Here is a 24,305-nt window from a genome sequence, read left to right as displayed (position 1 = left end):
AGAGGACAATGTCGCAAAAGCCCCACTCACAGGAGCCCCAGAATGTCCGTTCCAAAGACGATGTTTCAACTCAGCGGTCGTGGTTACGCAGCGGCCAATTTGAGCCACGCGACCCTTGTGATCATCGACGCCCAGAAAGAGTACCTCAGCGGTCCACTGGCCCTGTCCGGCATGGACGCGGCAGTGGCCAACATCCAGCGCCTGCTGGCCGCGGCCCGGGCAGCCGGGCGGCCCATCGTGCATGTGCGCCACCTCGGCACCGTCGGCGGCCTGTTCGACCCCCAGGGCGAACGCGGTGAGTTCATCCCCGGGGTCGAGCCCCAGGGTGACGAAACCATCATTGGCAAGTTGCTGCCCAGCGCCTTCCACGGCACCGAGCTGGAAAAACGCCTGCAGGACCTGGGTTCCCTGGACCTGATCGTGGCCGGTTTCATGAGCCACTCCAGTGTCAGCACCACCGTTCGCGCCGCGAAGAACCTGGGCTTTCGCTGCACCCTGGTGGAAGACGCCTGCGCCACCCGCGACCTGCCCTACAAGGGCGGCATTCTCAGCGCCGAGCATGTCCAGCAAACCGAAATGGCGATCATGGCCGACAACTTCGCCACCCTCGCCCAGACCGCAAGCCTGATCTGATCAGCCCAGGTGAGCGGCTGGCGGGCCGCTCATCCATAAACCCCTCGCCTGTACAGCAATTGCCTTAGCCTCAGGAACCACCCGGTCAACTTCCGGTCGAAGGGCCGATACCCATTGAGGAAGGTCGGAATGAAGATATCCGATGGTTTTGACGCACGCCGATTGCGGCCCAAAAGCCCGCGAAACTGGCGGTTGCGCCTGGGGGCGGCATTTTCCGCACTGCTCGCGGCCTTCGGTGTGCTGCTGGCAATGGCCGGGGCCGCGAGCCTGTTGGGGCGAGCCCCAGCGCTGGGAGAAATCAACGCCAGTGCCCCAGGCTCAGCGGTGATCCTGCTGATTGGCCTGGTCCTGCTGTATGTCGGGGTGCGCCTGTGGCGTCGCTGTCGGCGGCGCATGCGTGAACCCCTGGCTCTGAACATGGCCCCGCACCTGATGAAAAAGCACGACTGATCGCCACCGGCGCGATTTGCGCGCCTGAAGCCCTTCCGAGTTCGGTAAACTAGCCGCCCTTCGCGGAGGCTGACATGCAAGACGACGATTTTTCCCTGTTCAAGAACGAGATCCGCGGCGTCAAGCCGATCAAGCACGATCGCGCCGAGACAGGCAAACCCAAGACCGACCGGGCGCAGATCGCCAAACTGCGCCAGGTCGCCACTGTGCGCACTGAAACCACCACCGTGGATGGACTGTCCGACCAGTTCGTCATCGACGTGGGGCCCGAAGACGATCTGATGTGGGCCCGCGACGGGGTCCAGGAAAGCCAGATGCGCAAGCTCAAGGTCGGACAGATCCCCTTCGAGGGCAGCCTCGACCTGCACGGCATGACCGTGGAGAAGGCCCGGGAAACCCTCTGGGCGTTCCTCGCCGAGGCCACCCGGTTCGAGATCCGCTGCGTGCGTGTCACCCACGGCAAGGCAGTACGCCTGGACGGCAAGCGCCCCATGATCAAGAGCCATGTCAACACCTGGCTGCGCCAGCATCCCCAGGTCCTGGGCTTCACCTCCTGCCAGGCCAGGCATGGCGGCACCGGGGCGCTGTACGTGATGCTCAAACGCACCATGATGGAAGGGCGCGACGAATAAAGCCGCAGCATCACGCTTGCAGCGCCGTGTCCGCCACCGTACCCTTGCCCTTTGCGTAAAATCCCACAGGTAGTTTCATGTCCCTGGAACAGAATTACACCGCGATCCTCGGCCAATTGGGCGAGGACGTCTCCCGCGAGGGCCTGCTCGACACGCCCAAGCGCGCCGCCAAAGCCATGCAGTACCTTTGCCGCGGTTATGCCCAAACCCTGGAAGAAGTCACCAACGGTGCCTTGTTCAGCTCTGACAACAGCGAAATGGTGCTGGTCAAGGACATCGAGCTCTACTCGCTGTGCGAACACCACCTGCTGCCATTTATCGGCAAGGCCCATGTCGCCTACATTCCCAGCGGCAAGGTCCTGGGGTTGTCGAAAGTCGCGCGCATCGTCGACATGTATGCCCGCCGCCTGCAGATCCAGGAAAATCTCAGTCGGCAGATCGCCGATGCGGTCCAGCAAGTGACCGGCGCCCTCGGCGTGGCTGTGGTGATCGAGGCCAAGCACATGTGCATGATGATGCGCGGTGTGGAGAAGCAGAACTCGTCGATGATCACTTCGGTGATGCTCGGTGAGTTCCGCGAGAACGCCGCGACCCGCAGCGAGTTCCTCAGCCTGATCAAGTAACGGGCTGCACCTGAAAAAAACCGGCGTTGATCGCCGGTTTTTTTTCGTCCGGCAAAAATCAGGTAAGCTGCCGCCCCTTCATTCATGGGCAAGAGGCAATACCGTGATCGTCAAAGCACTGCGAGTCGGCCTGGGCCAACTCATCGTTTTCATCGACTTCATCACCCGCCCGGGCAAACAGAAGCGCCCCACTGCCGCTCAGGCCCAGGTCGAGCAGGACGCCAAGTCCCTGACCCTGTACCAGTTCCACGCCTGTCCTTTCTGCGTGAAGACCCGCCGCGCCCTGCATCGCCTGAACGTGCCGGTAGCCCTGCGTGATGCCAAGAACAACGAGCAGGACCGCCAGACCCTGCTGGAGCAGGGCGGCAAGATCAAGGTGCCGTGCCTGCGCATCGAAGAAAATGGCCAGACCACCTGGATGTACGAATCCAAGGTGATCATCGACTACCTGAACCAGCGGTTCTCGGCGGCCTGAAGCCCCCCATCGGACGGGCGGCCGCGGATCAGTTGCAGGCCCCCGAGGCACGGGGCCTGGGCACCCAGCACCCGTGAGCGGGTCAGGTCGTCATGCAGGACACCCCGGCCAGGCCCCATTCAAGGCCCGAGCATTGACCGCTGCGTCATGCCCCATCAGCGCCCGGCTCCCAGGCAAAGCTGCAGGTATCCCCCTTGAACAGCTGCCGAAGAGAGTCGACACCCCGTCCAGCAGGCAACGATGCGCAAAAGCACTGAACCGGCACAAAGCCGGTTCAGCGAGCATCAACCACCTTGCTCAGTCAAACATCGCCACATGCCGCGGATGGCTTTGGACCCGCTGAATCCACGCCTGGATGCCCGGGTAACGGGCCAGGTCAAAACCACCTTCATGGGCCACATGGGTGTAGGCAAACAGTGCGATGTCAGCAATGGAATAGTGCTCGCCCACCAGGTAAGGCGTGCGGCTCAGTTGCTTTTCCATCACCTCCAATGCCTTGTAGCCGCGCTTGTGCAACTTCAGGTATTCCTCGCGACGCTCCTCGGGCAAGCCCTCGTACTGCTGGATGAAGCGCGCCACGGCAATATAGGGCTCATGGCTGTACTGCTCGAAGAACTGCCATTGCAAGACCTGGGTGCGCAGGCGCGGCTCGCTGGGCAGGAACTCGCAGCCATCGGCAAGGAAGTTGAGAATCGCATTGGACTCCCACAGGCATGTACCGTCCTCAAGCTCCAGCACCGGGATCTTGCCGTTGGGGTTCTTCGCCAGGAAGGCTTCGGTCTGGGTATCGCCCCCGAGAATATCCACCGCCTGCCATTGGTAGGGCAGCCCCAGAAGATTGAGCATCAGTTTGATCTTGTAGCAATTGCCCGAACGGTAATCACCGTAAACCTTATACATGGCCTTCCCCTCAGGCTGCCTGTGCAGCCTGTGCTTGACGTATCACGGTGGCCAGCCGCTTGAGGCCTTCGTCCAACCGGGCTGGATCGATATGGCTGAAATTCAGCCGCAAATGGCCGAGGTTGCGCTCAGGCTCGCTAAAGAAGGGCTCACCGGGCATGAACGTCACGTCCTGTGCCAACGCTGAATCAAGCAAGGTGCGGGTGTCCAGCGGTTGTTTCAAGCTCAACCAGAAAAACAGCCCGCCCTGGGGCACCTGCCATTGCGCCAGATCACTGAAATGGGTTTCCAGGGCCGCCTGGAAGGCATCGCGGCGCTGGCGATAGAAGCCGCGCAGCTCATGCAGATGCTGCTGGTATTGCGTGGTGCCGATCCACTGCATGGCCTGCCACTGGCCGACGCGGTTGGTGTGCAGGTCCGCGGACTGTTTCAGTCGCAGCAGATGCGGGAACAGGTCCTGGCTGGCGATCAGGTAGCCAACCCGCAGTCCGGGTAGCAGGGTTTTCGACACGGTGCCGGTGTAGATCCAACTGGCCTTCTGCAGACGACTGACGATAGGCGTGGCGCTGCCGCCATCGAAGGACAGTTCGCGGTACGGCTCATCTTCGATCAGGGTCACGCCGAACTCGTCCAGCAAGGACGCCACGGCATCACGCCTGGCTTCGCTGTAGCGCACTGCCGAGGGATTCTGAAAGGTCGGGATCAGGTAGATGAAGGCCGGCCGATGCTGCTCCAGGCGTGCACGCAGCCGGGTCAGGTCCGGACCGTCGGCCTCCAGCGGCACGCTCAGGCAGGCGGCGCCGAACAACTGGAAGATCTGCAGGGCGGCCAGATAGGTCGGTGCCTCCAGCAGCACCTCGGTACCGGGGTCGATGAACAGCTTGGCCGCCAGATCCAGGGTCTGCTGCGAGCCGCTGACCACCAGCACCTGGCTGGCGCTGCAGGGCACACCCAGCTGGCGAGCCTGTTCTGCCAGGGCTTCACGCAGTTGCGGCTCTCCTTCGCTCATGCCGTACTGCCCCATGGACAGGGGCATGTCCTGCCACTGCACCGGAGGCAGCATCACTTCGGCAGGCAGCCCCCCGGCGAACGACATCACTTCCGGGCGCTGGGCCGCGGCGAGAATTTCACGGATCAGGGAGCTTTTAAGGCGCGATACAAGTTCGGAGAAAGCCATGGGGACCACCGCTAGCGAAGGCTGAGGGAAATACGTCAAACTACTTGACCGAAATTACGCCGCCCCGAGCAGATACGTCAATATGCTTGACCTTAAAAACCAGAACTCGCAACAAGCCGCCATGGAAGCCTTCTTCTTCGGCTACCAGGCGTTTACCGCCAAGGCCGACGAGATGCTCGAGCGCCGCGGCTTGAGCCGAGTGCATCAGCGCATCGTGTTTTTCATCGCCCGCTATCCCGGGCTCAGCGTCAAGGAGCTGCTGAACCTGCTGGGGGTGAGCAAGCAGGCGCTGAACACACCCTTGCGCCAGTTGCTGGAGATGCACCTGGTGGAAAGCCTCGCGCCAGAGAGTGACAAGCGCAAACGCCTGCTGGAACTGACGGCCGATGGCGTGCGCTTCGAACAGTCCCTGCGCCGGGAGCAGGTCAAGCTGCTGCAACGGGCCTTCGCCGACGCAGGTGAGGACGCGGTCAATGGCTGGCTCGCGGTGAATCAAGCCCTCGCGGGGAAAAACGCCGACCAGTAGCGTGTGGCAGCTGCAATTCGGTGCCCTGATCCGTCACCCCCTCCTTTGCTCCCTCCCTATGGCACGCCTGACCTCAGCGCGAACGCCGATATAGCCACGCCAGCGGATTTTTCGCACACAGCACTAAAAACATTATTTGCTTTCTTTGTATACAAAAGCATAATCGCCCCGTGTGATTTCTTGACCTATAGGTCAACAAACCCGCAAGCCTTACCTGCCTCAAAGAGCCGCTGCCCACCCTCGCGTGTCCGGTTCTGGAAAAAACAATAAAACTCTTGAGGAGTACTCGCTGTGGAAAGCCGAAAATCCGAAGCCTCGTCGCTGGACCTCTCGCCCTCGCTGAACAGCGGCTGGCTGGAGCGCATCTTCAAACTCAGGTTGCATGGCACCACGGTGAAAACCGAATTGATTGCCGGTCTGACCACATTCATCACCATGGCCTACATCATCTTCGTCAATCCCAACATCATGGCTGATGCCGGTATCGACCATGGCGCAGCCTTTGTCGCCACATGCATCGCCGCCGCCTTGGGTTGCCTGCTGATGGGCCTGTATGCCAACTGGCCGGTGGGGCTGGCGCCGGGCATGGGGCTCAACGCGTTCTTCACCTACACCGTGGTCGGCACCATGGGCTACAGCTGGGAAACCGCCCTCGGCGCGGTGTTCGTCTCCGGCGTGCTGTTCATGTTCCTGACTCTGTCGCGGGTGCGGGAATGGCTGCTCAACAGCATCCCGGTAAGCCTGCGTTTCGCCATGGGGGCCGGGGTCGGGCTGTTTCTCGGCCTGATCGGCCTGAAAACCGCCGGCATCGTCGTCGACAGCCCGGCCACCCTGATCAAGCTCGGTTCCCTGCGTGAACCCGGCCCGCTGCTGGCGGCGATCTGTTTTCTGATGATTGCCGTGCTCAGCTACCACCGGGTGTTCGGCGCAATCCTGATCAGCATCATTGCCGTGACCCTGGCCGGCTGGGGCCTGGACCTGGTGCATTACAACGGCATCCTGTCGACGCCGCCGAGCCTGGCGCCGACCTGGATGGCCATGGACCTTGCCGGAGTGTTCAACGTCAGCATGATCAGCGTGGTGCTGGCCTTCCTCTTCGTGCACATGTTCGACACGGCCGGCACCCTGATGGGCGTGGCCCAGCGCGCCGGCCTGGTCAACGCCGACGGCAAGATCGAGAACCTGTCACGGGCGCTCAAGGCCGACAGTGCCTCCAGCGTGTTCGGCGCAGTGGTGGGCGTGCCACCGGTGACCAGCTACGTGGAAAGCGCCGCGGGCGTCGCCGCAGGTGGTCGCACCGGGCTGACCGCCGTCACCGTGGGCGTGCTGTTCATTGCCGCGATGTTCTTCGCCCCGCTGGCTGGCATGATTCCCGCCTATGCCACCGCCGGCGCACTGATCTACGTGGCCATGCTGATGATGGGCGGCATGGCCCATATCAACTGGGACGAAGCCACCGACAGCATTCCGGCCATCGTCACGGCAATCATGATGCCGCTGACCTTTTCCGTTGCCGACGGCATTGCCCTGGGCTTCATCACCTACGTGGTGCTCAAGGCCGGTACGGGCAAGTACAAGGAAATCTCCATCAGCCTGTATGTGCTGTGCGCGATCTTCATCGCCAAGTTCATCTTCCTGTAAGCCTCCTCGCAGCAATCGCCCCATCCCTCGCGGATGGGGCTTTTTACTGCAACGCTGCAGATAGCCCCGGCCGCGTCTTCCTTCTTGAGTAGCCTGGCTCCAGCCACTCACCCTCCCCCCACTCAAGCCGCACCGATAACGCCCCGGCCCGCACTGCCCGGGTGCATACCCCTCAACACTCGAGCCACTGTCGCAGCCCAGGCTCGCGCCGCCAGGGACAGTCGGTGCCAGGTGGCGGGCTTTTCTCCAGGCATAAAAAAGCCCGCAGTGTGAGCGGGCAAAGACCAAAGAAGCTATTTGCGCAGGATTCTTGGGGGAACGTCCTAGCTTCCTCTGTAGGTCGAATAGCTGTAAGGAGAAATCAACAGCGGCACGTGGTAATGATCCTGCTCGGCGCTGATGCCGAAACGCAGCACCACCACATCGAGGAAGGCCGGCTGCGGCAGCTGCACGCCACGGGCACGGTAGTAGTCACCGGCATGGAAATGCAGCTGGTACACACCGGAACGATAGTCATCGCCCTGCAGCAGCGGCGCATCGCAACGGCCATCGCTGTTGGTCAGGGTACTGGCGACCAGTTCCAGCTGTGCTCCCTCGACCCGATACAGCTCGACCTTGATAGCGCTGCCAGGGCAGCCATGTGCGGCATCCAACACGTGTGTAGTCAAACGTCCCATTGATTCCGCGGACCTGTCGCGACTCAAGCGTTCAGGCCTCGCGCCTCCCGGAGTCAGTGATTGATAGGGCGATGCAGCGATTCGATGGATGAAAGGCTGCGTCAAGAGCACGATTAAGACACTTTTCAAAAAAATTGTACACAATAATAATCACAATTATTCTGCCGACTTCAGGGCTCCCCATCCATCGGCGAATTGAGCCCAACCCCATGGCACCAGACGACTTGCCATTCATTAGCTGACCATCCGGGCAAGTTTCTTGCAGGTGCGACACATAGTGACAAAAGGAGAAAAATGCAAAAAAACGGGCTTACAAAGTGAATATAAAGTTGTATACAATCATTCCATCGCAGTGACGCTCACCTGGCGCTCCAGCTTCCAGGTCCCGCCACGCCACCGTTATCACGAATAAGAAGGAAGACTGCAGTGAGCGCTGACTACCCTCGTGACCTGATCGGTTACGGCTCCAACCCTCCTCACCCTCACTGGCCTGGCAATGCCCGCGTCGCACTGTCCTTCGTGCTCAATTACGAAGAAGGCGGCGAGCGCAACATCCTTCACGGCGACAAGGAATCGGAAGCCTTCCTGTCGGAAATGGTCTCGGCGCAGCCACTGCAGGGCGAGCGCAACATGAGCATGGAATCGCTGTACGAATATGGCAGCCGTGCCGGTGTCTGGCGAATCCTCAAGCTGTTCAAGGAATTCGACATTCCGCTGACCATCTTCGCCGTGGCCATGGCAGCCCAACGCCATCCGGACGTGATCCGCGCCATGGTCGAGGCGGGCCACGAAATCTGCAGCCACGGCTACCGCTGGATCGACTACCAGTACATGGACGAGGCCCAGGAGCGCGAGCACATGCTCGAAGCGATCCGCATCCTCACCGAAATCACCGGCGAACGCCCCCTGGGCTGGTACACCGGCCGCACTGGCCCGAACACCCGGCGCCTGGTGATGGAGGAAGGCGGCTTCCTCTATGACTGCGACACCTACGACGACGACCTGCCCTACTGGGAACCCAACAACCCCACCGGCAAGGCGCACCTGGTGATCCCCTACACCCTGGACACCAACGACATGCGCTTCACCCAGGTGCAGGGTTTCAACAAGGGCGACGACTTCTTCCAGTACCTCAAGGATGCCTTCGATGTGCTCTACGCCGAAGGCGCCGAGGCACCGAAAATGCTTTCCATCGGCCTGCACTGCCGCTTGATCGGCCGCCCGGCCCGCCTGGCTGCACTCAAGCGCTTCATCGAGTACGTCAAGGGTCACGAGCAGGTCTGGTTCACCCGTCGGGTCGATATCGCCCGCCACTGGCAACACACCCATCCGTACCAGGGAGCAGCCAAATGACTGCATTCCAGAGCCTCAAGCCCTCGACCCTGAGCCGCGACGCCTTTGTCAAAGCCTTCGCCGACATCTACGAGCATTCGCCCTGGGTGGCTGAAAAGGCCTACGACTTGGGCCTGGATGCCTCCGTCGACCAGATCGAAACCCTGCACCAGCGCATGAGCGATATCCTGCTCAGCGCCGATCACGCCAGCCAGTTGGCCTTGATCAACGCTCACCCGGACCTGGCCGGCAAAGCTGCCGTCCAGGGCGAACTGACCGAGGCCAGTACCAACGAACAGGCCGGTGCCGGCATTCATCAATGCACCGCCGAAGAGTTCCAGCGCTTCACCGAACTGAACGATGCCTACAAGGCCAAGTTCAAGTTTCCCTTCATCATGGCGGTGAAGGGCAGCAATCGACATCAGATCCTGGCCGCCTTCGAAACCCGCATCCACAACTCGGTAGACACCGAGTTCAAGTGCGCGCTGGCGGAAATCAACAAGATCGCCCTGTTTCGCTTGCAGACTCTGTAGCGAGCCTGGCCCGAGAACCCCGGTGAGAGCCGGAGTTCCCAGGGCCTTGTAAGCACACCCAGCCACTGAGCAAGGCAGATAAGAATAATGAGAACTTACGCCGCCGCCCCCCAGCACTTCGTCAACATGGCCGAAGTCCGCCCGGACCACTGCAGCGTCTCGGCCGTCGCTGAAATCGTTACCGACGCTTGCCGCCTGGATGCGCCGCGCTCGATCAGACGTGCGGGTAGCGACCGCTGGTTCCTCTGCAAATCCCTTCTGTCATCGGCCAGGCCCCAAGGCACTCTGCAACGCGCGCCGGCGTCCGGTCGTCAGCAGAATGCTGGCAGTCACCCGTTGACTAACGGCCACGCTTCCCCGTGATATCGAACATCCAGGCCCCGGCCCGCCGGGTTCCTGCACACTCCTGCGCGCCGTGACGTGCGGGATCAATGACGAACCTGAGAATTTAAGAAGAACAGCATGCGCACATTAGTGATTGAGCCCCTGACCAAAGAAGCCTTCGCCCCTTTCGGTGACGTGATCGAAACCGACGGCAGCGACCACTTCATGATCAACAACGGTTCGACCATGCGCTTTCACAAACTGGCGACGGTGGAAACCGCCACGCCAGAAGACAAGGCGATCATCAGCATCTTCCGCGCCGACGCGCAGGACATGCCGCTGACCGTCCGCATGCTGGAACGCCATCCGCTGGGCAGCCAGGCTTTCATCCCGCTGCTCGGCCACCCCTTTCTGATCGTGGTCGCGCCCATTGGCGATGCACCTGTATCAGGCTTGGTCCGCGCCTTTGTCAGTAATGGCAGGCAGGGCATCAATTACCATCGCGGCGTCTGGCACCACCCGGTGCTGACGATCGAAAAGCGGGATGACTTCCTGGTGGTTGATCGCAGTGGCACTGGCAATAACTGCGATGAGCATTTCTTCAAAGAGGATGAGTGTTTGATCCTCGCCCCCCACCAATAAGAGAAGGTCTGATCACTCGACGACAGAGTGACAGGCGAGAGGTAAAGACTGTGGAAGCACATCTGTTGGAATGGCTCAATCTGAGCGTGCGTTGGATACACATGATCACTGGCGTGGCCTGGATCGGCGCGTCGTTCTACTTCGTCTGGCTGGAGAACAACCTCAACCGCGTCAATCCCAAGGACGGCCTGTCCGGCGACCTCTGGGCGATTCACGGCGGTGGTATCTACCACCTGGAGAAATACAAGCTGGCCCCCCCTTCCATGCCGGAGAACCTGCACTGGTTCAAGTGGGAAGCCTACTTCACCTGGATGTCGGGGATTGCCCTGCTGTGCCTGGTGTTCTACTTCAACCCGATGCTCTACCTGGTTGCTCCCGGCAGCGGCCTGAGCGGCCCTGAAGCGGTAGCCATCGGCATCGGTGCGCTGATCGCCGGCTGGTTCGTCTACGACTTCCTCTGCGACTCGCCGCTGGGCAAGAAACCCGCCCTGCTGGGTTTCATCCTGTTCGTCCTGCTGATCGCTGCGGCCTATGGCTTCAGCAAGGTGTTCAGTGGTCGTGGGGCCTACCTGCACGTCGGCGCCATCATCGGCACCATCATGGTGGGCAACGTGTTCCGCATCATCATGCCGGCGCAACGTGCGCTGGTGGCGGCCATCGCGGAAAACCGCACCCCGGACCCGACCCTGCCGGCCAAGGGCCTGCTGCGTTCGCGTCACAACAACTACTTCACCCTGCCGGTGCTGTTCATCATGATCAGCAACCACTTCCCGAGCACCTACGGCAGCCAGTACAACTGGTTGATCCTGGCCGGGATCGCGGTGCTGGCGGTGTTGGTCCGTCATTACTTCAACACCCGTCATGACAGCCACAAGTTCGCCTGGACCCTGCCCGTCGCGGCACTGGGCATGATCTGCCTGGCCTACGTCACCGGTCCGACGCCCACCCCGAGCACCCCGGAAGTGGCCAAGGCTCCCGCTCAGATCGAGTACCAGCCCCAGCCGGAAACGGCCCTGGGCGGCAAGCCGGCATCCTCGCAGGCACCGGCTGCACCGGCTGCACCGGCAGCCCCTGCGGCACCGGCAAGCGCACCGGCACAGGCATCCACCGCCGGCGCGTCCTTCGACAAGGTGCACAGCGTGATCCAGGAACGCTGCGCGGTTTGCCACTCGGCCAAACCCACCAGCTCGCTGTTCAGCGCGGCACCGGCCGGGGTGATGTTCGATACGCCCGAGCAGATCCGTCTGCAGGCTGCTCGCATCCAGGCCCAGGCTGTCGCCAGCCAGATCATGCCGCTGGGCAACATCACCCAGATGACCCAGCAGGAACGTGACCTGATCGGTGCCTGGATTGCCCAGGGAGCCCAGGTCAACTGACCACTGGCCGCTGACCGGCTGCCTTGCGAGCAAGCTCGCTTCTACAGGACTGCATGGGCACTGTAGAAGCGGGCTTGCTCGCCATCAGCCCCGAAGATTCGCCCGATGTAGAAGCTGCAGGCAGCCATACGGCTGTTAAATCACAAGAATAAAAAAGATCCGAGGTGTTGCATGTCCGAGTCATCCGAACAGTGCGTCCCCGATGCGCCAGCCATTCAGCGCTTGCCCCTATTGCAACTGATCCTGGTCGGTCTGCAACACGTTCTGCTGATGTATGGCGGTGCAATTGCGGTACCGCTGATCATCGGACAGGCCGCAGGCCTGAGTCGTGAGGAAATCGCCTTCCTGATCAATGCCGACCTGCTGGTAGCCGGTGTCGCCACCATCGTCCAGTCGATGGGCATCGGCCCCATGGGCATTCGCATGCCAGTGATGATGGGCGCCAGTTTCGCGGCGGTCGGCAGCATGGTCGCCATGGCTGGCATGCCCGGCATCGGCATGCCCGGGATCTTCGGCGCCACCATCGCTGCCGGCTTCTTCGGCATGGTGATCGCGCCATTCATGTCCAAGGTGGTGCGTTTCTTCCCGCCCCTGGTCACCGGCACGGTGATCACCTCGATCGGGCTGTCACTGTTTCCCGTAGCCGTGAACTGGGCCGGCGGCGGCAGCAACGTCGCTCAGTTCGGCTCCCCCATCTACCTGAGCATCGCCGCTCTGGTACTGGGCACCATTCTGTTGATCCACCGCTTCATGCGCGGCTTCTGGGTCAATATCTCGGTGTTGATCGGCATGGGCCTGGGCTACCTGCTGTGCGGCCTGATCGGCATGGTCGATCTGAGGCGCCCTGGCTGCAGATCGTCACGCCGCTGCATTTCGGCATGCCGGAGTTTCACCTGGCGCCGATTCTTTCCATGTGCCTGGTGGTGGTGATCATCTTTGTCGAGTCCACCGGGATGTTCCTTGCCCTGGGCAAGATCACCGGCCAGGAGGTCACCCCACGGATGCTGCGGCGTGGCCTGTTGTGTGATGCCGGCGCCTCGTTCGTGGCCGGTTTCTTCAACACCTTCACCCACTCCTCCTTCGCCCAGAACATCGGCCTGGTGCAGATGACCGGCGTACGCTGCCGTTCGGTGACCATGGTGGCCGGTGGCCTGCTGATCGTCCTCAGCCTGCTGCCCAAGGCCGCGTTCCTGGTTGCCTCGATCCCGGCCGCCGTGCTCGGCGGCGCAGCGATCGCGATGTTCGGCATGGTCGCCGCCACCGGCATCAAGATCCTCCAGGAAGCCGACATTGCCGACCGTCGCAACCAGTTGCTGGTAGCCGTCAGCATCGGCATGGGCCTGATCCCGGTGGTACGCCCCGAGTTCTTCGCCCACCTGCCACTGTGGATGAGCCCGATCACCCATAGCGGCATCGCCATGGCGACCCTCAGTGCCCTGCTGCTGAACCTGCTGTTCAACATTCTCGGCGGTGCCGAGCGCGCCTCCAACAACGCACGCCACGCGCATCAGCATTGAAGCCTGACCCGGGCGCCGCTGCGACGCCCGGGTCAGTGCCGTACCACTGACATCAGGTCGCGTCCCCATGACCGGGGCCGACGGCTACACGCTGCGCCTTGAAAATAAAAATAAACAGGGAGCAACAACCATGCAGCCAACCCAGGCTTGCTTACCCACGGGTGCCCCAGCGGTGCCTGTCGATTCCTTGCGCGACGACGCTCTGCAGTCGCTGCGCACGCCTGACTGCCCTCTGCGGATGCCAGGCTGAGATGTTCGCCCCTCCTGCCCCAAAGTTGCTTCACGTGCTCTATTGCAGAGCACTTGAGCCCCGCCGTGGGAGCCAGTATTCTCCGCGGCCGCGTAAATCTGGTCTAAAAAAAAGCCCGGATGAAAAACCTGACCTGAAAGCCAACTTATCCCGGCTCAGGCAGCTATCAAGGCGCACGAAATTACGGCTGAAAAACTCTCGTTCGACTGTATCAACACAGCCGAACGGGAGTTTTTTGCTTTTTTCCGCCTTGGCTCAGCTCTTGCTAACAGCAACAAAGCTGACCGATCGGATGGTTTTTACAGCAATGAAAAAGGCGCCAAACCAGAGCGCCGAGCCAAAAAACAACGTGGAAACACCAATTTTGGGAGCAACCGAATGAAACCGATGTGCAAAAGCCTGATGCTGGCCACCACCCTGCTCGCCGGGGGGCAGGCCGTGGCAGGTGACCTGCTGCTATGGCAGAACAACAGCCTGACTTACCTGTACGGCAAGAACTTCGAAGTTAACCCGCAGATCCAGCAGACGGTCACCTTCGAACATGCCGACGCCTGGAAGTACGGCGACAACTTCTTCTTCCTCGACCGGATCTTCTACAACGGCAAGGAAGACGGCAACGTCGGACCCGATACCTACTACGGCGAGTTCACTCCGCGCCTGTCCCTGGGCAAGATCCTCGATCAGAAGCTCGAGTTCGGTCCGATCAAGGACGTGCTCCTGGCCATGACCTATGAGTTCGGCGAAGGCGACAACGAGTCCTACCTGATCGGCCCGGGCTTCGACCTGGCCATTCCCGGGTTCGACTACTTCCAGTTGAACTTCTACCAGCGCCACACCGAAGGCAGCCGCCCGGGCGACAACGTCTGGCAGATCACCCCGGTCTGGTCCTACACCATTCCCGTGGGCCGCTCGGACATTCTCATCGACGGCTACATGGACTGGGTCGTGGACAACGACCAGAACGCCAAGGGCACCTACCACGCCAACCTGCACTTCAACCCGCAAGTCAAATACGACCTGGGCAAGGCACTGAACTGGGGCGCCAAGCAGTTGTATGTCGGTTTCGAATACGACTACTGGAAGAACAAGTACGGCATCCAGGACTCCCGCAACTTCGAGACCAACCAGGACACCGCGAGCCTGCTGGTCAAGTACCACTTCTGATAGCGGCGTGACTCAACCTGCTCCCATCCCTTGATGGGAGCAGGCTGGCTTCTCAAGCGGATGTGGCAACCGCCATCCATCAGCCAAGACGCACGCTCGGATCCCGCCAGAACGCTGGATCAGCACTTTTGAGCCGCTCCACCGCATTGTGGATATGGCTCAGTGCCGCCTGCCGTGCGCCCTCGACATCCCGCGCCGCAATCGCCGTATAGACCGCGAAATGCTCGTCGTGCACCAAACGCGTCAGGTCCCGTCGACGCTCTTCATTGGAGCGGGTGATGCGGATCGCCTCCTTGATGAATTGCGCAATGAACTCATGCAGGGACGGGTACAAAGGGTTGCCCGTGGCCTGGGATATCGACAAGTGAAAAGCCAGGTCCTGCTCCACGCCATCCTGGCCCGCCTGCTCGGCCACCTCGATGGCCTGCAACGCCTGGTGGATCGCCTGCAACTGCTCCGCGGTATGCCGCTGAGCTGCCAGCGCCGCCGCCTCGCCTTCAATACCGCGGCGCAGTTCGGTCACCCTGAGCACCGCCTCGATCGATCCGCGCACGTCCAGGTCGATGGTGAACGCCTTGATATGCGCGCCCTCGCAGACCACGGTGCCGCTGCCCTGGCGCACTTCCACCAGACCGGCGGATTTCAGGCGCGATACCGCCTCGCGGATAACCGTGCGGCTGACCCCAAAACGCTCGGACAGCACAGGTTCGGTAGGCAGCCGTGAACCCGGCAGGGCTTCGCCGCTGGCGATGTGGGCCTTGAGTGCCGCCGTCACCTGATCCGCCAGCGTGCCCTTGGCCGAATCCTTGAGCGACGTCAGCGAATCAACGGCGCGGGAAGTGTTATCTGGCTTGGACATGGGTATCCCTGTATTCAAATCGGCTAACGGTACTGTATTTCAGGCACGCCGTCCCGTTCACCGTCCGGCCATTGAATTCGTATGATGTATTATGATATCTAAGACACCTCAGCGAGTCCGATAAAAACAAAACCACCCAAATACAAGAAACAAGGATGGGTAAAGGCATGTCTGAATCACTGTCGCAAACTGCTGCCCCTAGTACCGCTGCCTCGTTCGAGGATCAGGCCTACCGCAAAGTCGCCTGGCGAATCCTGCCGCTGTTGCTGCTGTGCTACCTGGTGGCCTACCTGGACCGGGTAAACGTCGGCTTCGCCAAATTGCAGATGTCCGAGGACCTGCAGTTTTCCGAGGCGGTCTATGGCCTGGGCGCCGGGATCTTCTTCATTGCCTACTTCCTGGTGGAGATCCCCAGCAACCTGATGCTGCATCGGGTCGGCGCCCGCCTGTGGATCGCCCGCATCATGATCAGCTGGGGCATCATTTCCTCGTGCATGGCCTTCGTCAGCACCCCCACGTCGTTCTATGTCATGCGGTTCTTGCTGGGCATCGCCGAAGCCGGGTTCTACCCGGGGGTGATTCTCTACCTGTCCTACTGGTTCCCCTCCCACCGCCGCGGCAAGATGTACGCCCTGTTCGCCACGGCGGTACCGCTCTCGGGGTTGATCGGCGCGCCCCTGTCCGGCTGGATCATGAGCGCCCTCAACGGCCACCATGGGTTCGCCGGCTGGCAGTGGATGTTCTTCCTCGAAGGCTTGCCATCGGTTCTGGTCGGCGGCCTGGTGATCTATTGCCTCAGCGACCGCATCGCCGATGCCCGCTGGCTGACCCCCGATGAGAGGAGCCTGCTGCAGACCCGGATCGATGCCGAGGCCGACAGCCACCAGGTGCATGGCATCCGCCAGGTGTTTGGACAGCCAAGGATCTGGCTGCTGACCGCGATCTACTTCTGCATGATCGCCGGCTTCTACACCGTCGGTTTCTGGCTGCCGTCACTGATTCGTCAGGCGGGGGTCAGCGACGTCTTCGAAGTCGGCATGCTCACCGCCATTCCCTATGCTGCCGCGGCCTTGACCATGGTGCTGATATCCCGCAGCGCCGACCGCCTGCGCGAACGTCGCTGGCACCTGGCACTGACCGCGGTGCTTGGCGGCATCGGCCTGATGGTATCGGCCACCTGGAGCGACAATTTCACCGTGTCGATGATCGGTCTGACCCTCGGCGCCATGGGCGCCTTCAGCACCCTGCCCCTGTTCTGGAGCCTGCCAACGGCCTTCCTCGGCGGCACGGCAGCGGCGGCCGGCATCGCCCTGATCAATTCCTGGGGCAACCTCGCCGGTTTCGTTTCGCCGTACCTGATGGGTTTTCTCAAAGACCTGACCCAGAGCACCACCATCGGTATGTACGTCATGGCCAGCGCGCTGTTCATCGGCGCCCTGCTGGTCTTCAAGATTCCCGGAAAACTCGTCAATCGCTGAATAGCTGGAGTCACTCATGAATATTCTTGTCACCGGCGCGGCCGGCTTTCTCGGACGGCGCTTGATCGAAGCCCTGCTGCAACTCGGCTCCCTGACCGATCGTCATGGCCAATTGCGCCCCATCAGCCGGATCATTGCATTCGATCGGGAACCATTGCAGGGCATGGATGACCCCAGGGTTCAGGTCAAGGGCGGAGACATCACCGACGATCAGGTGCTGGCCAGCCTGATCGATGCCGACACCGACAGCATCTTTCACCTGGCCGCAGTGGTCTCCAGCCAGGCAGAAGGCGATTTTGAACTGGGCATGCGCGTCAACTTCAGTGCGACCCAACGCCTGCTGGAACAGGTTCGCCTGCTGGGCACTTGCCCAAAATGGGTGATGACCAGCTCCGTTGCCGTGTTCGGCGGCGCACTACCGGACACCGTCGACGATGATCAGGTCTGGGCGCCACAGAGCTCCTACGGCACCCAGAAAGCCATGAACGACCTGCTGCTCGCCGACTACAGCCGTCGTGGCTTCGTCGACGGGCGCAGCCTGCGCATGCCGACCATCGTGGTGCGCCCGGGCAAGCCGAACCTGGCGGCCTCCAGCTTTGCCAGCGGCATCATCCGCGAGCCGCTCAATGGCCAGGCCAGCGTCTGCCCGGTAGCCCTGGACACCCGGCTGTGGCTGATGTCCCCCGCCCAGGCCATTGCCAACCTGATCCATGGCCATGAGCTGGCCGGGGAACGCCTGGGCAAGGGCCGAGTGATCAACTTGCCCGGCCTGTCGCTGACGGTCGAGCAGATGATCGACGCCCTGCGAGAAGTGGCTGGCGACGAGGTGGCACAACGTATCCAGATGCGCCCGGACCCAGCCATCGAGCGCATCGTCGGTTCCTGGCCAGGGTCCTTCAGTGCGCCATACGCCCAGGCCTTGGGTTTTACCGCCGACAAGGAATTTGTCAGCGTGATCCGGCAGTTCATCCAGGACTATCCGCCACGCTGAGCCAGCCCTCGAGACCGTCGGGCCCACCCCACGGGCCCGTACGAATCATCTTGAAATTCGATAGGAACCCTGAATATTTTGCACCCATCGATCAAGCTCGCCGGCATAGCATGGCGCTCATTCCCACTTGATCAGGCGTTACTCCATGACTCAACTACGCAAAGTGCTCAGTGTCCATAGCGGCCAACCTGCCTCCGACGGTGCCGGGGTGAAATTGACCCGGGTCTTCGGCGGCCAGGGCGTCGAACGTTTCGATCCTTTTCTGATGCTCGACGAGTTCGGCTCGCAGAACCCCGACGACTACATCGCCGGCTTCCCGCCCCACCCACACCGTGGCTTCGAGACCGTGACCTACATGCTCGAAGGGCGCATGCGCCATGAAGACCACCTGGGCAACGTCGGCCTGCTGCAGGGCGGCGGCGTGCAGTGGATGACGGCCGCCAAAGGCATCATCCACAGCGAGATGCCGGAGCAGGAGGAAGGCGTCATGCGTGGCTTCCAGCTGTGGTTGAACCTGCCGGCCAAGCACAAGCTCGACCCTGCCAGCTACCGGGACATCCAGCCCCAGGACATCCCGCGCCTGACTACGGCCGCTGGCATCGAGGTGGTGGTGATCGCCGGGCATTTCGATGATGGCCAGCACCAGCAGAGCGGCGCCGTACAGCGCCCCGACACTGAACCGCAGTATTTCGACCTGCACCTGCCCGCCGGTACTGCCATCAGCCCACGCCTGCCAACAGGACACCGGGTCCTGCTGTACGTCTACGAAGGCGCCGTCGAGCTGCCCGGTCATCCACAGAGCGTGGCCAGCAGCCGGCTGGTGCGCTTGTCCGATGAGGGCGAGATCCGGTTGAGCAGCCAGGACGGTGCCCGGGTCCTGTTGATCGCGGGCAAGCCATTGGCCGAGCCGGTGGTGCAATACGGGCCCTTCGTGATGAACACCCGGGAAGAGATCGAACAGGCACTGCGCGACTTTCGGGATGACAAGCTGACCGCGTGAGCAACGGTCGCCAGCCTTCCTGGGGCGATTCGCACCTGCAGATCGGTGCGGATCGGCCCGGGAAACCTGTCAGGCCGGCTCCAGACGCTCGCGCAACCCCAGGAACAGGGCCAGTTCCTCGCTCTTGGCCAGGGCATCACTGCGCCCCAGTTCGATCAGCTCACTGCAGTACGCAGCTTCAAAGAGCAAATAACTCAAGACTCCGGCACCGCTGGTACGGGTTGCACCCGGCCCTCGCAGGAACAGCCGCAAGGCCGCCGGCAGTTCCTGGCGATGGCGGGCCGCGATCTCGTCAATCGGCTGGCTCGGAGCAATCACCAGCACCTCCACCGGGGCGATCCCCAGACGTCGATCCGCCGCGCTGTCGGGCAACAGCCGGCTGAAATGATTGAGGCGCTCCAGCAACTCGATATCGCTTTCCAGGCTGTCGATGAAAGTACTGTTGAGCATGTGCCCACCGATCTGCGCCAGGGTCGGTTCCTGCCCGGTATAAGCCCGCAGCATCGCATTGTCCGGATCGGTGCCCCGTGGGTTGCCACTGACCCCCACCACCAGCACCCGGCTGGCCCCCAGGTGCAAGGCCGGGCTGATGGGCGCGGACTGGCGCACCGCGCCGTCGCCAAAGTACTCCTGATCGAGCTTCACCGGCGCGAACAGCAGCGGGATCGCCGCGCTGGCCAGCAAGTGGTCGACCGTCAGGTGCGTGGGAATGCCGATCCGTCGATGACGCAACCAGGGCTCGATCACCCCGCCCCCCTGATAGAAGGTCACCGCCTGGCCCGACTCATAGCCAAAGGCCGTTACCGCCACGGCGTGCAACTGCCCCTGGGAGATGGCCTCGTTGATGCCCGAGAGGTGCATGTGCTGGTTGAGCAACTCACGCAACGGCGAATTGTTGATCAGTGCCACCGGCACCTGGCCTCCCAGGCCCAGCAAGCTGTGACCGACAAAGCGGCTGGCCTGACGAATCACCCCGGGCCAGTCGCTGCGCATCACCTGGTCACTGCGAAAGCTCCGCCAGAATGCGGTGAGGCGCTGGATCGCCGCCGAAAAATCGGTGGCACCGCTGGCCAGGCTGACGGCATTGATAGCCCCGGCCGAGGTGCCGACGATCACCGGAAACGGGTTGCGTGCCCCTGGCCCCAACAGCTCGGCAATGGCCGCCAGCACGCCCACCTGATAGGCCGCCCGGGCCCCACCACCGGAAAGTATCAAACCCGTGACGGGTTGCTTCGCACTCATCACATCACTCCATCCGTGGCGCACTAGGGGCCGGTCGTCGATGCCTGGGGGTCAGCCGCGCTTCTTGTAGAGCTTGGGCTCGCCCGGAGGCCGGCTCTTGAAGCGCCGATGGGTCCAGAGGTACTGCTCGGGACACTCACGCAGCGCACTTTCCACCCATTGGTTGATCCGCAGGCAGTCCTGCTCTTCAGTGGCCCCTGGAAAATCCTTCAAGGGAGCATGGATCACCAGCCGGTACCCGCTGCCATCGGCCAGCCGCTCCTGGGTAAAGGGCACCACCAGCGCCTTGCCCAGACGAGCAAACTTGCTGGTGGCGGTGACCGTCGCGGCCTGGATGCCGAACAGCGGAACGAACAGGCTCTGCTTGGCGCCGTAGTCCTGGTCTGGTGCGTACCAGATCGCCCGTCCGGAGCGCAACAGCTTGAGCATGCCCCGCACGTCCTCGCGCTCCACGGCCAGGGAATCCAGGTTGTGCCGCTCGCGCCCCTGGCGCTGAATGAAGTCGAACAACGGATTCTTGTGCTCGCGGTACATGCCATCGATGGTGTGCTGCTGCCCCAGCAACGCCGCGCCGATCTCCAGGGTCGTGAAATGCAGGGCCATGAGAATCACCCCATGCCCTTCGCGCTGGGCCTGCTTGAGGTATTCCAACCCCTCGATGTGGGCCAGGCGCGCCAGGCGCGGCTTGGACCACCACCAGCTCATCGCCATCTCGAAGAAGGCAATCCCGGTGGAAGCGAAGTTCTCCTTGAGCAGGCGCTTGCGCTGCGCAGGGGTTTTTTCCGGGAAACACAATTCCAGATTGCGCTTGGCAATCCGCCGCCGCTCGCCGGCGACCCGGTACATCACGGCCCCCAGGGCACGGCCGATTTTCAGGAGTACGGGATAAGGCAGCTGGACGATCAGCCATAACACCCCAAGCCCCAGCCACAGCGGCCAGAAACGTGGAGACAAGAATGCAGCTCGAAAACGCGGGCGATCCATTACAGATTCCGGGACAGACAACAAGGTCGCGCATTCTACATCGGTTCGACCTGGCTTGCGGCCCGCGGGCGATCTCGTTATAAGTCTCGGCACTTTTAGTGACAAGCCGCCTTCTGCAGACCATGAGCCAAACCGAATCGCTAGACCAAGATCCTGTGTTCCAGTTAAAGGGCAGCATGCTCGCCATCACGGTGCTGGAACTGGCCCGCAACGACCTCGAAGGCCTCGATCGCCAACTGGCCGCGAAGGTCGCCCAGGCGCCGAACTTCTTCAGCAACGCCCCCTTGGTGCTGGCGCTGGACAAGCTGCCGGCGAGCGAAGGCTCGGTGGATCTGCCCGGACTGATGCGTGTCTGCCGCCAGCACGGCCTGCGCACCCTGGCCATTCGCGCCAGCCGCATTGAAGACATTGCCGCGGCAATTGCCGTCGACCTGCCGGTGCTGCCACCGTCCGGTGCCCGGGAACGGCCGCTCGACCCGCCGGAAAGCGAGGTCAAGAAAGCCCCGGAGAAACCACCGGAGCCCACGGTCAAGCCGACCCGAATCATCACTTCGCCAGTACGCGGCGGACAGCAGATCTATGCCCAGGGTGGCGATCTGGTAGTGGTGTCCTCGGTCAGCCCGGGTGCGGAACTTCTCGCCGATGGCAATATCCATGTATACGGCCCCATGCGTGGCCGGGCCCTGGCGGGCGTCAAGGGCGACACCAAGGCCCGAATTTTCTGCCAGCAATTGAGCGCCGAGCTGATCTCCATCGCCGGCCAGTACAAGGTCTCCGAAGACCTGCGACGCGACCCGTTGTGGGGCTCGGGAGTCCAGGTCAGCCTGTCGGGTGACGTGTTGAACATCACACGTCTTTAACGGATACTGCCGCATTTTCCAAGCATCTCTAAAACGTAGCGAAAACGGCTCAAACGAAGTAGGAAATTGGCAATCAGCAGCGTTTATCGAACATAAACCCTGCCGCTGACCGAGCTCCAGCCAAGGCTGTCCGACTGCAGTAGTTTTCAAGAGATGTTTTTCAGGGGCTAAAAGTCCTTTTTCCTTAGGGGTGAAACACCTTGGCCAAGATTCTCGTGGTTACATCCGGCAAGGGTGGTGTGGGTAAAACCACCACCAGCGCCGCTATCGGTACCGGCCTCGCTCTGCGTGGTCACAAAACAGTTATCGTCGACTTCGACGTCGGCCTGCGTAACCTCGACCTGATCATGGGCTGCGAGCGTCGCGTGGTGTATGACTTCGTCAATGTGGTGAACGGCGAAGCCAACCTGCAGCAAGCCCTGATCAAAGACAAGCGCCTGGAAAACCTCTACGTCCTGGCCGCCAGCCAGACCCGCGACAAAGACGCGCTGACGCTTGAAGGCGTGGAAAAGGTCCTGATGGAACTCAAGGAAACCTTCGAGTTCGTGGTCTGCGATTCCCCTGCCGGTATCGAGAAAGGCGCTCACCTGGCCATGTACTTCGCCGATGAGGCGATCGTCGTGACCAACCCTGAAGTATCGTCGGTGCGTGACTCCGACCGCATGCTCGGCCTGCTGGCCAGCAAGTCCCGTCGCGCCGAAAAAGGCGAAGATGCGATCAAGGAGCACTTGCTGCTCACCCGCTACAACCCGGAACGCGTCAGCAACGGCGAAATGCTCGGCGTCGAGGACGTCAAGGAAATTCTCGCTGTGACTTTGCTGGGCGTCATCCCGGAATCCCAGGCAGTGCTCAAGGCCTCCAACCAGGGCGTGCCGGTAATTCTCGACGACCAGAGTGATGCTGGCCAGGCCTACAGCGATGCGGTCGACCGCTTGCTGGGCAAAACCGTGGAACATCGGTTCCTTGATGTCGAGAAGAAGGGATTCTTCGAGCGCCTGTTTGGAGGTAGATAATGAATCTTTTTGACTTCTTTCGTGCCAGCAAAAAGGTCAGCACCGCGTCGGTAGCGAAAGAGCGTCTACAGATCATCGTGGCGCATGAACGCGGCCAGCGCAGCACCCCCGATTACTTGCCCGCCTTGCAGAAGGAACTGGTGGAAGTGATCCGCAAGTACGTCAATATCGGGTCCGACGACGTGCACGTCGCTCTGGAAAACCAGGGCAGCTGCTCGATCCTGGAACTCAATATCACCCTGCCTGATCGCTGATTGATCCGGTGGGAGCCACGGCGGCTCGCGGACCTCATGCTTGCATCGAGGTCGGCGAGCCGCCGTTGGCGTTTGTTACGAGGCTGTTTTAATGCCGTTGTCGAATATCCACATCCTGCATCAGGACGCCGCCGTCCTGGTGGTGAACAAACCCACCCTGCTGCTCTCCGTCCCCGGTCGTGCCGATGACAACAAGGATTGCCTGATCACCCGCCTGCAGGAAAACGGCTATCCGGAAGCCCGCATCGTCCACCGCCTGGACTGGGAAACCTCCGGGATCATCCTCCTTGCCCGTGATGCCGATAGCCATCGCGAGCTGTCTCGGCAGTTTCATGACCGGGAAACCGAAAAGGCCTACACCGCACTGTGCTGGGGCCAGCCGGAACTGGACAGCGGCAGCATCGATCTGCCCCTGCGCTACGACCCGCCCACCAAACCCCGACACGTGGTGGACCACGAATTCGGCAAACATGCCCTGACCTTCTGGCGTGTGCTGGAGCGTTGCGGCGACTGGTGCCGGGTCGAACTGACGCCGATCACCGGCCGCTCCCATCAGTTGCGGGTGCACATGCTGTCCATCGGCCACCCGCTGCTGGGAGATGGTCTCTACGCCCATCCACAAGCCCTGGCAGCCTGGCCACGCCTGTGCCTGCACGCCAGCATGCTCAGTTTCACCCATCCGCAGACCGGCGAACGCCTGCGCTTCGAGTGCACCGCCCCTTTTTGACCCTCATCAGCTCCACCAGCGCTTC

26 protein-coding genes and 1 pseudogene are annotated in these 24,305 nt (G+C 61.7%); 21 read left to right on the top strand and 6 right to left on the bottom strand.

Going from position 1 to position 24,305, the window contains the following annotated elements:
• Positions 1-42: 42 nt before the first annotated feature.
• The 5 genes from U873_RS0104460 to U873_RS0104440 all read left to right on the top strand — a co-directional run bounded on the left by U873_RS0104460 (position 43) and on the right by U873_RS0104440 (position 2,813).
• The gene (locus U873_RS0104460; RefSeq protein WP_025127086.1) at positions 43-633 is read left to right on the top strand and encodes a cysteine hydrolase family protein; all 591 of its coding nucleotides are present in this window, start codon (positions 43-45) and stop codon (positions 631-633) included.
• Positions 634-762: 129 nt separating this feature from the next.
• Positions 763-1,083 (top strand): hypothetical protein, encoded by a 321-nt coding sequence (locus U873_RS0104455; RefSeq protein WP_025127085.1) that lies wholly within the window; start codon positions 763-765, stop codon positions 1,081-1,083.
• A gap of 74 nt (positions 1,084-1,157) precedes the next feature.
• The gene (locus U873_RS0104450; protein WP_025127084.1) at positions 1,158-1,715 is read left to right on the top strand and encodes a Smr/MutS family protein; all 558 of its coding nucleotides are present in this window, start codon (positions 1,158-1,160) and stop codon (positions 1,713-1,715) included.
• 77 nt (positions 1,716-1,792) lie between these two features.
• Positions 1,793-2,338, top strand: a complete 546-nt coding sequence (gene folE, locus U873_RS0104445) for a GTP cyclohydrolase I FolE (RefSeq protein ID WP_011062625.1) — start codon at positions 1,793-1,795, stop codon at positions 2,336-2,338.
• A gap of 103 nt (positions 2,339-2,441) precedes the next feature.
• Complete coding sequence (locus U873_RS0104440; RefSeq protein ID WP_025127083.1) at positions 2,442-2,813, top strand: glutathione S-transferase N-terminal domain-containing protein; 372 nt, start codon at positions 2,442-2,444, stop codon at positions 2,811-2,813.
• A gap of 297 nt (positions 2,814-3,110) precedes the next feature.
• On the opposite strand, the gene U873_RS0104435 is transcribed toward U873_RS0104440, so the two are convergent.
• Both U873_RS0104435 and U873_RS0104430 read right to left on the bottom strand, forming a co-directional pair.
• Complete coding sequence (locus U873_RS0104435) at positions 3,111-3,713, bottom strand: glutathione S-transferase family protein (protein ID WP_025127082.1); 603 nt, start codon at positions 3,711-3,713, stop codon at positions 3,111-3,113.
• A 10-nt stretch (positions 3,714-3,723) separates the two neighbouring features.
• Positions 3,724-4,890, bottom strand: a complete 1,167-nt coding sequence (locus U873_RS0104430) for a PLP-dependent aminotransferase family protein (RefSeq protein ID WP_025127081.1) — start codon at positions 4,888-4,890, stop codon at positions 3,724-3,726.
• Positions 4,891-4,972: 82 nt separating this feature from the next.
• Here U873_RS0104430 and U873_RS0104425 point away from each other — a divergent pair, with 82 nt between their 5' ends.
• Positions 4,973-5,416 (top strand): MarR family transcriptional regulator, encoded by a 444-nt coding sequence (locus tag U873_RS0104425; RefSeq protein ID WP_025127080.1) that lies wholly within the window; start codon positions 4,973-4,975, stop codon positions 5,414-5,416.
• A 291-nt stretch (positions 5,417-5,707) separates the two neighbouring features.
• Positions 5,708-7,057 carry an NCS2 family permease gene (locus U873_RS0104420; protein WP_025127079.1) on the top strand — a complete coding sequence of 450 codons (1,350 nt, stop codon included), beginning with the start codon at positions 5,708-5,710 and terminating at the stop codon, positions 7,055-7,057.
• Between the two features lie 323 nt (positions 7,058-7,380).
• On the opposite strand, the gene uraH is transcribed toward U873_RS0104420, so the two are convergent.
• Positions 7,381-7,734, bottom strand: coding sequence for a hydroxyisourate hydrolase (gene uraH / locus U873_RS0104415; protein WP_011062635.1), 354 nt, complete (start codon positions 7,732-7,734; stop codon positions 7,381-7,383).
• Positions 7,735-8,160: 426 nt separating this feature from the next.
• On the opposite strand from uraH, the gene puuE reads away from it, so the two are divergent.
• The 7 genes and pseudogenes from puuE to U873_RS0104385 all read left to right on the top strand — a co-directional run bounded on the left by puuE (position 8,161) and on the right by U873_RS0104385 (position 14,872).
• A complete protein-coding gene (puuE, locus tag U873_RS0104410) occupies positions 8,161-9,087 on the top strand; it encodes an allantoinase PuuE (protein WP_025127078.1) in 927 nt (308 codons plus the stop codon).
• Positions 9,084-9,599, top strand: coding sequence for a 2-oxo-4-hydroxy-4-carboxy-5-ureidoimidazoline decarboxylase (gene uraD / locus U873_RS0104405; RefSeq protein WP_025127077.1), 516 nt, complete (start codon positions 9,084-9,086; stop codon positions 9,597-9,599). The genes puuE and uraD overlap by 4 nt, the downstream gene beginning before the upstream one ends.
• Positions 9,600-9,686: 87 nt before the next feature.
• Positions 9,687-9,962, top strand: coding sequence for a hypothetical protein (locus U873_RS36575; protein ID WP_157838059.1), 276 nt, complete (start codon positions 9,687-9,689; stop codon positions 9,960-9,962).
• A 99-nt stretch (positions 9,963-10,061) separates the two neighbouring features.
• Positions 10,062-10,565: an ureidoglycolate lyase gene (locus U873_RS0104400; protein ID WP_025127076.1), complete on the top strand. Its 504-nt coding sequence runs from the start codon at positions 10,062-10,064 to the stop codon at positions 10,563-10,565.
• A 50-nt stretch (positions 10,566-10,615) separates the two neighbouring features.
• Complete coding sequence (locus U873_RS0104395) at positions 10,616-11,941, top strand: urate hydroxylase PuuD (RefSeq protein ID WP_025127075.1); 1,326 nt, start codon at positions 10,616-10,618, stop codon at positions 11,939-11,941.
• 171 nt (positions 11,942-12,112) lie between these two features.
• Positions 12,113-13,458 (top strand): annotated as a pseudogene (locus U873_RS34200) (nucleobase:cation symporter-2 family protein).
• A 628-nt stretch (positions 13,459-14,086) separates the two neighbouring features.
• Positions 14,087-14,872, top strand: a complete 786-nt coding sequence (locus U873_RS0104385) for an outer membrane protein OmpK (protein WP_025127074.1) — start codon at positions 14,087-14,089, stop codon at positions 14,870-14,872.
• A gap of 79 nt (positions 14,873-14,951) precedes the next feature.
• Here U873_RS0104385 and U873_RS0104380 read toward each other — a convergent pair whose 3' ends face one another.
• Entirely contained in the window at positions 14,952-15,737 is a 786-nt protein-coding gene (locus U873_RS0104380) for a FadR/GntR family transcriptional regulator (protein WP_025127073.1), read from the bottom strand.
• A gap of 161 nt (positions 15,738-15,898) precedes the next feature.
• Here U873_RS0104380 and U873_RS0104375 point away from each other — a divergent pair, with 161 nt between their 5' ends.
• The 3 genes from U873_RS0104375 to U873_RS0104365 all read left to right on the top strand — a co-directional run bounded on the left by U873_RS0104375 (position 15,899) and on the right by U873_RS0104365 (position 19,200).
• The gene (locus U873_RS0104375) at positions 15,899-17,209 is read left to right on the top strand and encodes an MFS transporter (RefSeq protein WP_025127072.1); all 1,311 of its coding nucleotides are present in this window, start codon (positions 15,899-15,901) and stop codon (positions 17,207-17,209) included.
• A gap of 16 nt (positions 17,210-17,225) precedes the next feature.
• Positions 17,226-18,200 (top strand): D-erythronate dehydrogenase, encoded by a 975-nt coding sequence (gene denD / locus U873_RS0104370; RefSeq protein ID WP_025127071.1) that lies wholly within the window; start codon positions 17,226-17,228, stop codon positions 18,198-18,200.
• Positions 18,201-18,345: 145 nt separating this feature from the next.
• Positions 18,346-19,200 carry a pirin family protein gene (locus tag U873_RS0104365; protein WP_025127070.1) on the top strand — a complete coding sequence of 285 codons (855 nt, stop codon included), beginning with the start codon at positions 18,346-18,348 and terminating at the stop codon, positions 19,198-19,200.
• A 69-nt stretch (positions 19,201-19,269) separates the two neighbouring features.
• Here the strand turns inward: U873_RS0104365 and U873_RS0104360 are convergent, their stop codons facing one another.
• Both U873_RS0104360 and U873_RS0104355 read right to left on the bottom strand, forming a co-directional pair.
• The gene (locus U873_RS0104360; protein WP_025127069.1) at positions 19,270-20,442 is read right to left on the bottom strand and encodes a patatin-like phospholipase family protein; all 1,173 of its coding nucleotides are present in this window, start codon (positions 20,440-20,442) and stop codon (positions 19,270-19,272) included.
• Between the two features lie 51 nt (positions 20,443-20,493).
• Positions 20,494-21,426: a lipid A biosynthesis lauroyl acyltransferase gene (locus U873_RS0104355; RefSeq protein ID WP_025127068.1), complete on the bottom strand. Its 933-nt coding sequence runs from the start codon at positions 21,424-21,426 to the stop codon at positions 20,494-20,496.
• A gap of 122 nt (positions 21,427-21,548) precedes the next feature.
• Here U873_RS0104355 and minC point away from each other — a divergent pair, with 122 nt between their 5' ends.
• The 4 genes from minC (at position 21,549) to U873_RS0104335 (ending at position 24,280) form a co-directional block, all read left to right on the top strand.
• On the top strand, positions 21,549-22,286 hold the full coding sequence (gene minC, locus U873_RS0104350) for a septum site-determining protein MinC (protein WP_025127067.1): 738 nt from the start codon (positions 21,549-21,551) through the stop codon (positions 22,284-22,286).
• 200 nt (positions 22,287-22,486) lie between these two features.
• Positions 22,487-23,299 carry a septum site-determining protein MinD gene (gene minD / locus U873_RS0104345; protein WP_011062650.1) on the top strand — a complete coding sequence of 271 codons (813 nt, stop codon included), beginning with the start codon at positions 22,487-22,489 and terminating at the stop codon, positions 23,297-23,299.
• Complete coding sequence (gene minE / locus U873_RS0104340; RefSeq protein WP_007898843.1) at positions 23,299-23,553, top strand: cell division topological specificity factor MinE; 255 nt, start codon at positions 23,299-23,301, stop codon at positions 23,551-23,553. The genes minD and minE overlap by 1 nt, the downstream gene beginning before the upstream one ends.
• A gap of 91 nt (positions 23,554-23,644) precedes the next feature.
• Complete coding sequence (locus U873_RS0104335; RefSeq protein ID WP_025127066.1) at positions 23,645-24,280, top strand: RluA family pseudouridine synthase; 636 nt, start codon at positions 23,645-23,647, stop codon at positions 24,278-24,280.
• Positions 24,281-24,305 lie beyond the last annotated feature (25 nt).

Source organism: Pseudomonas sp. PH1b (assembly GCF_000633395.1).
Taxonomy (GTDB): Bacteria; Pseudomonadota; Gammaproteobacteria; order Pseudomonadales; family Pseudomonadaceae; genus Aquipseudomonas.
Note: the sequence above shows the minus strand (reverse complement) of the source record. Positions and strands in the feature narration are given on the sequence as shown.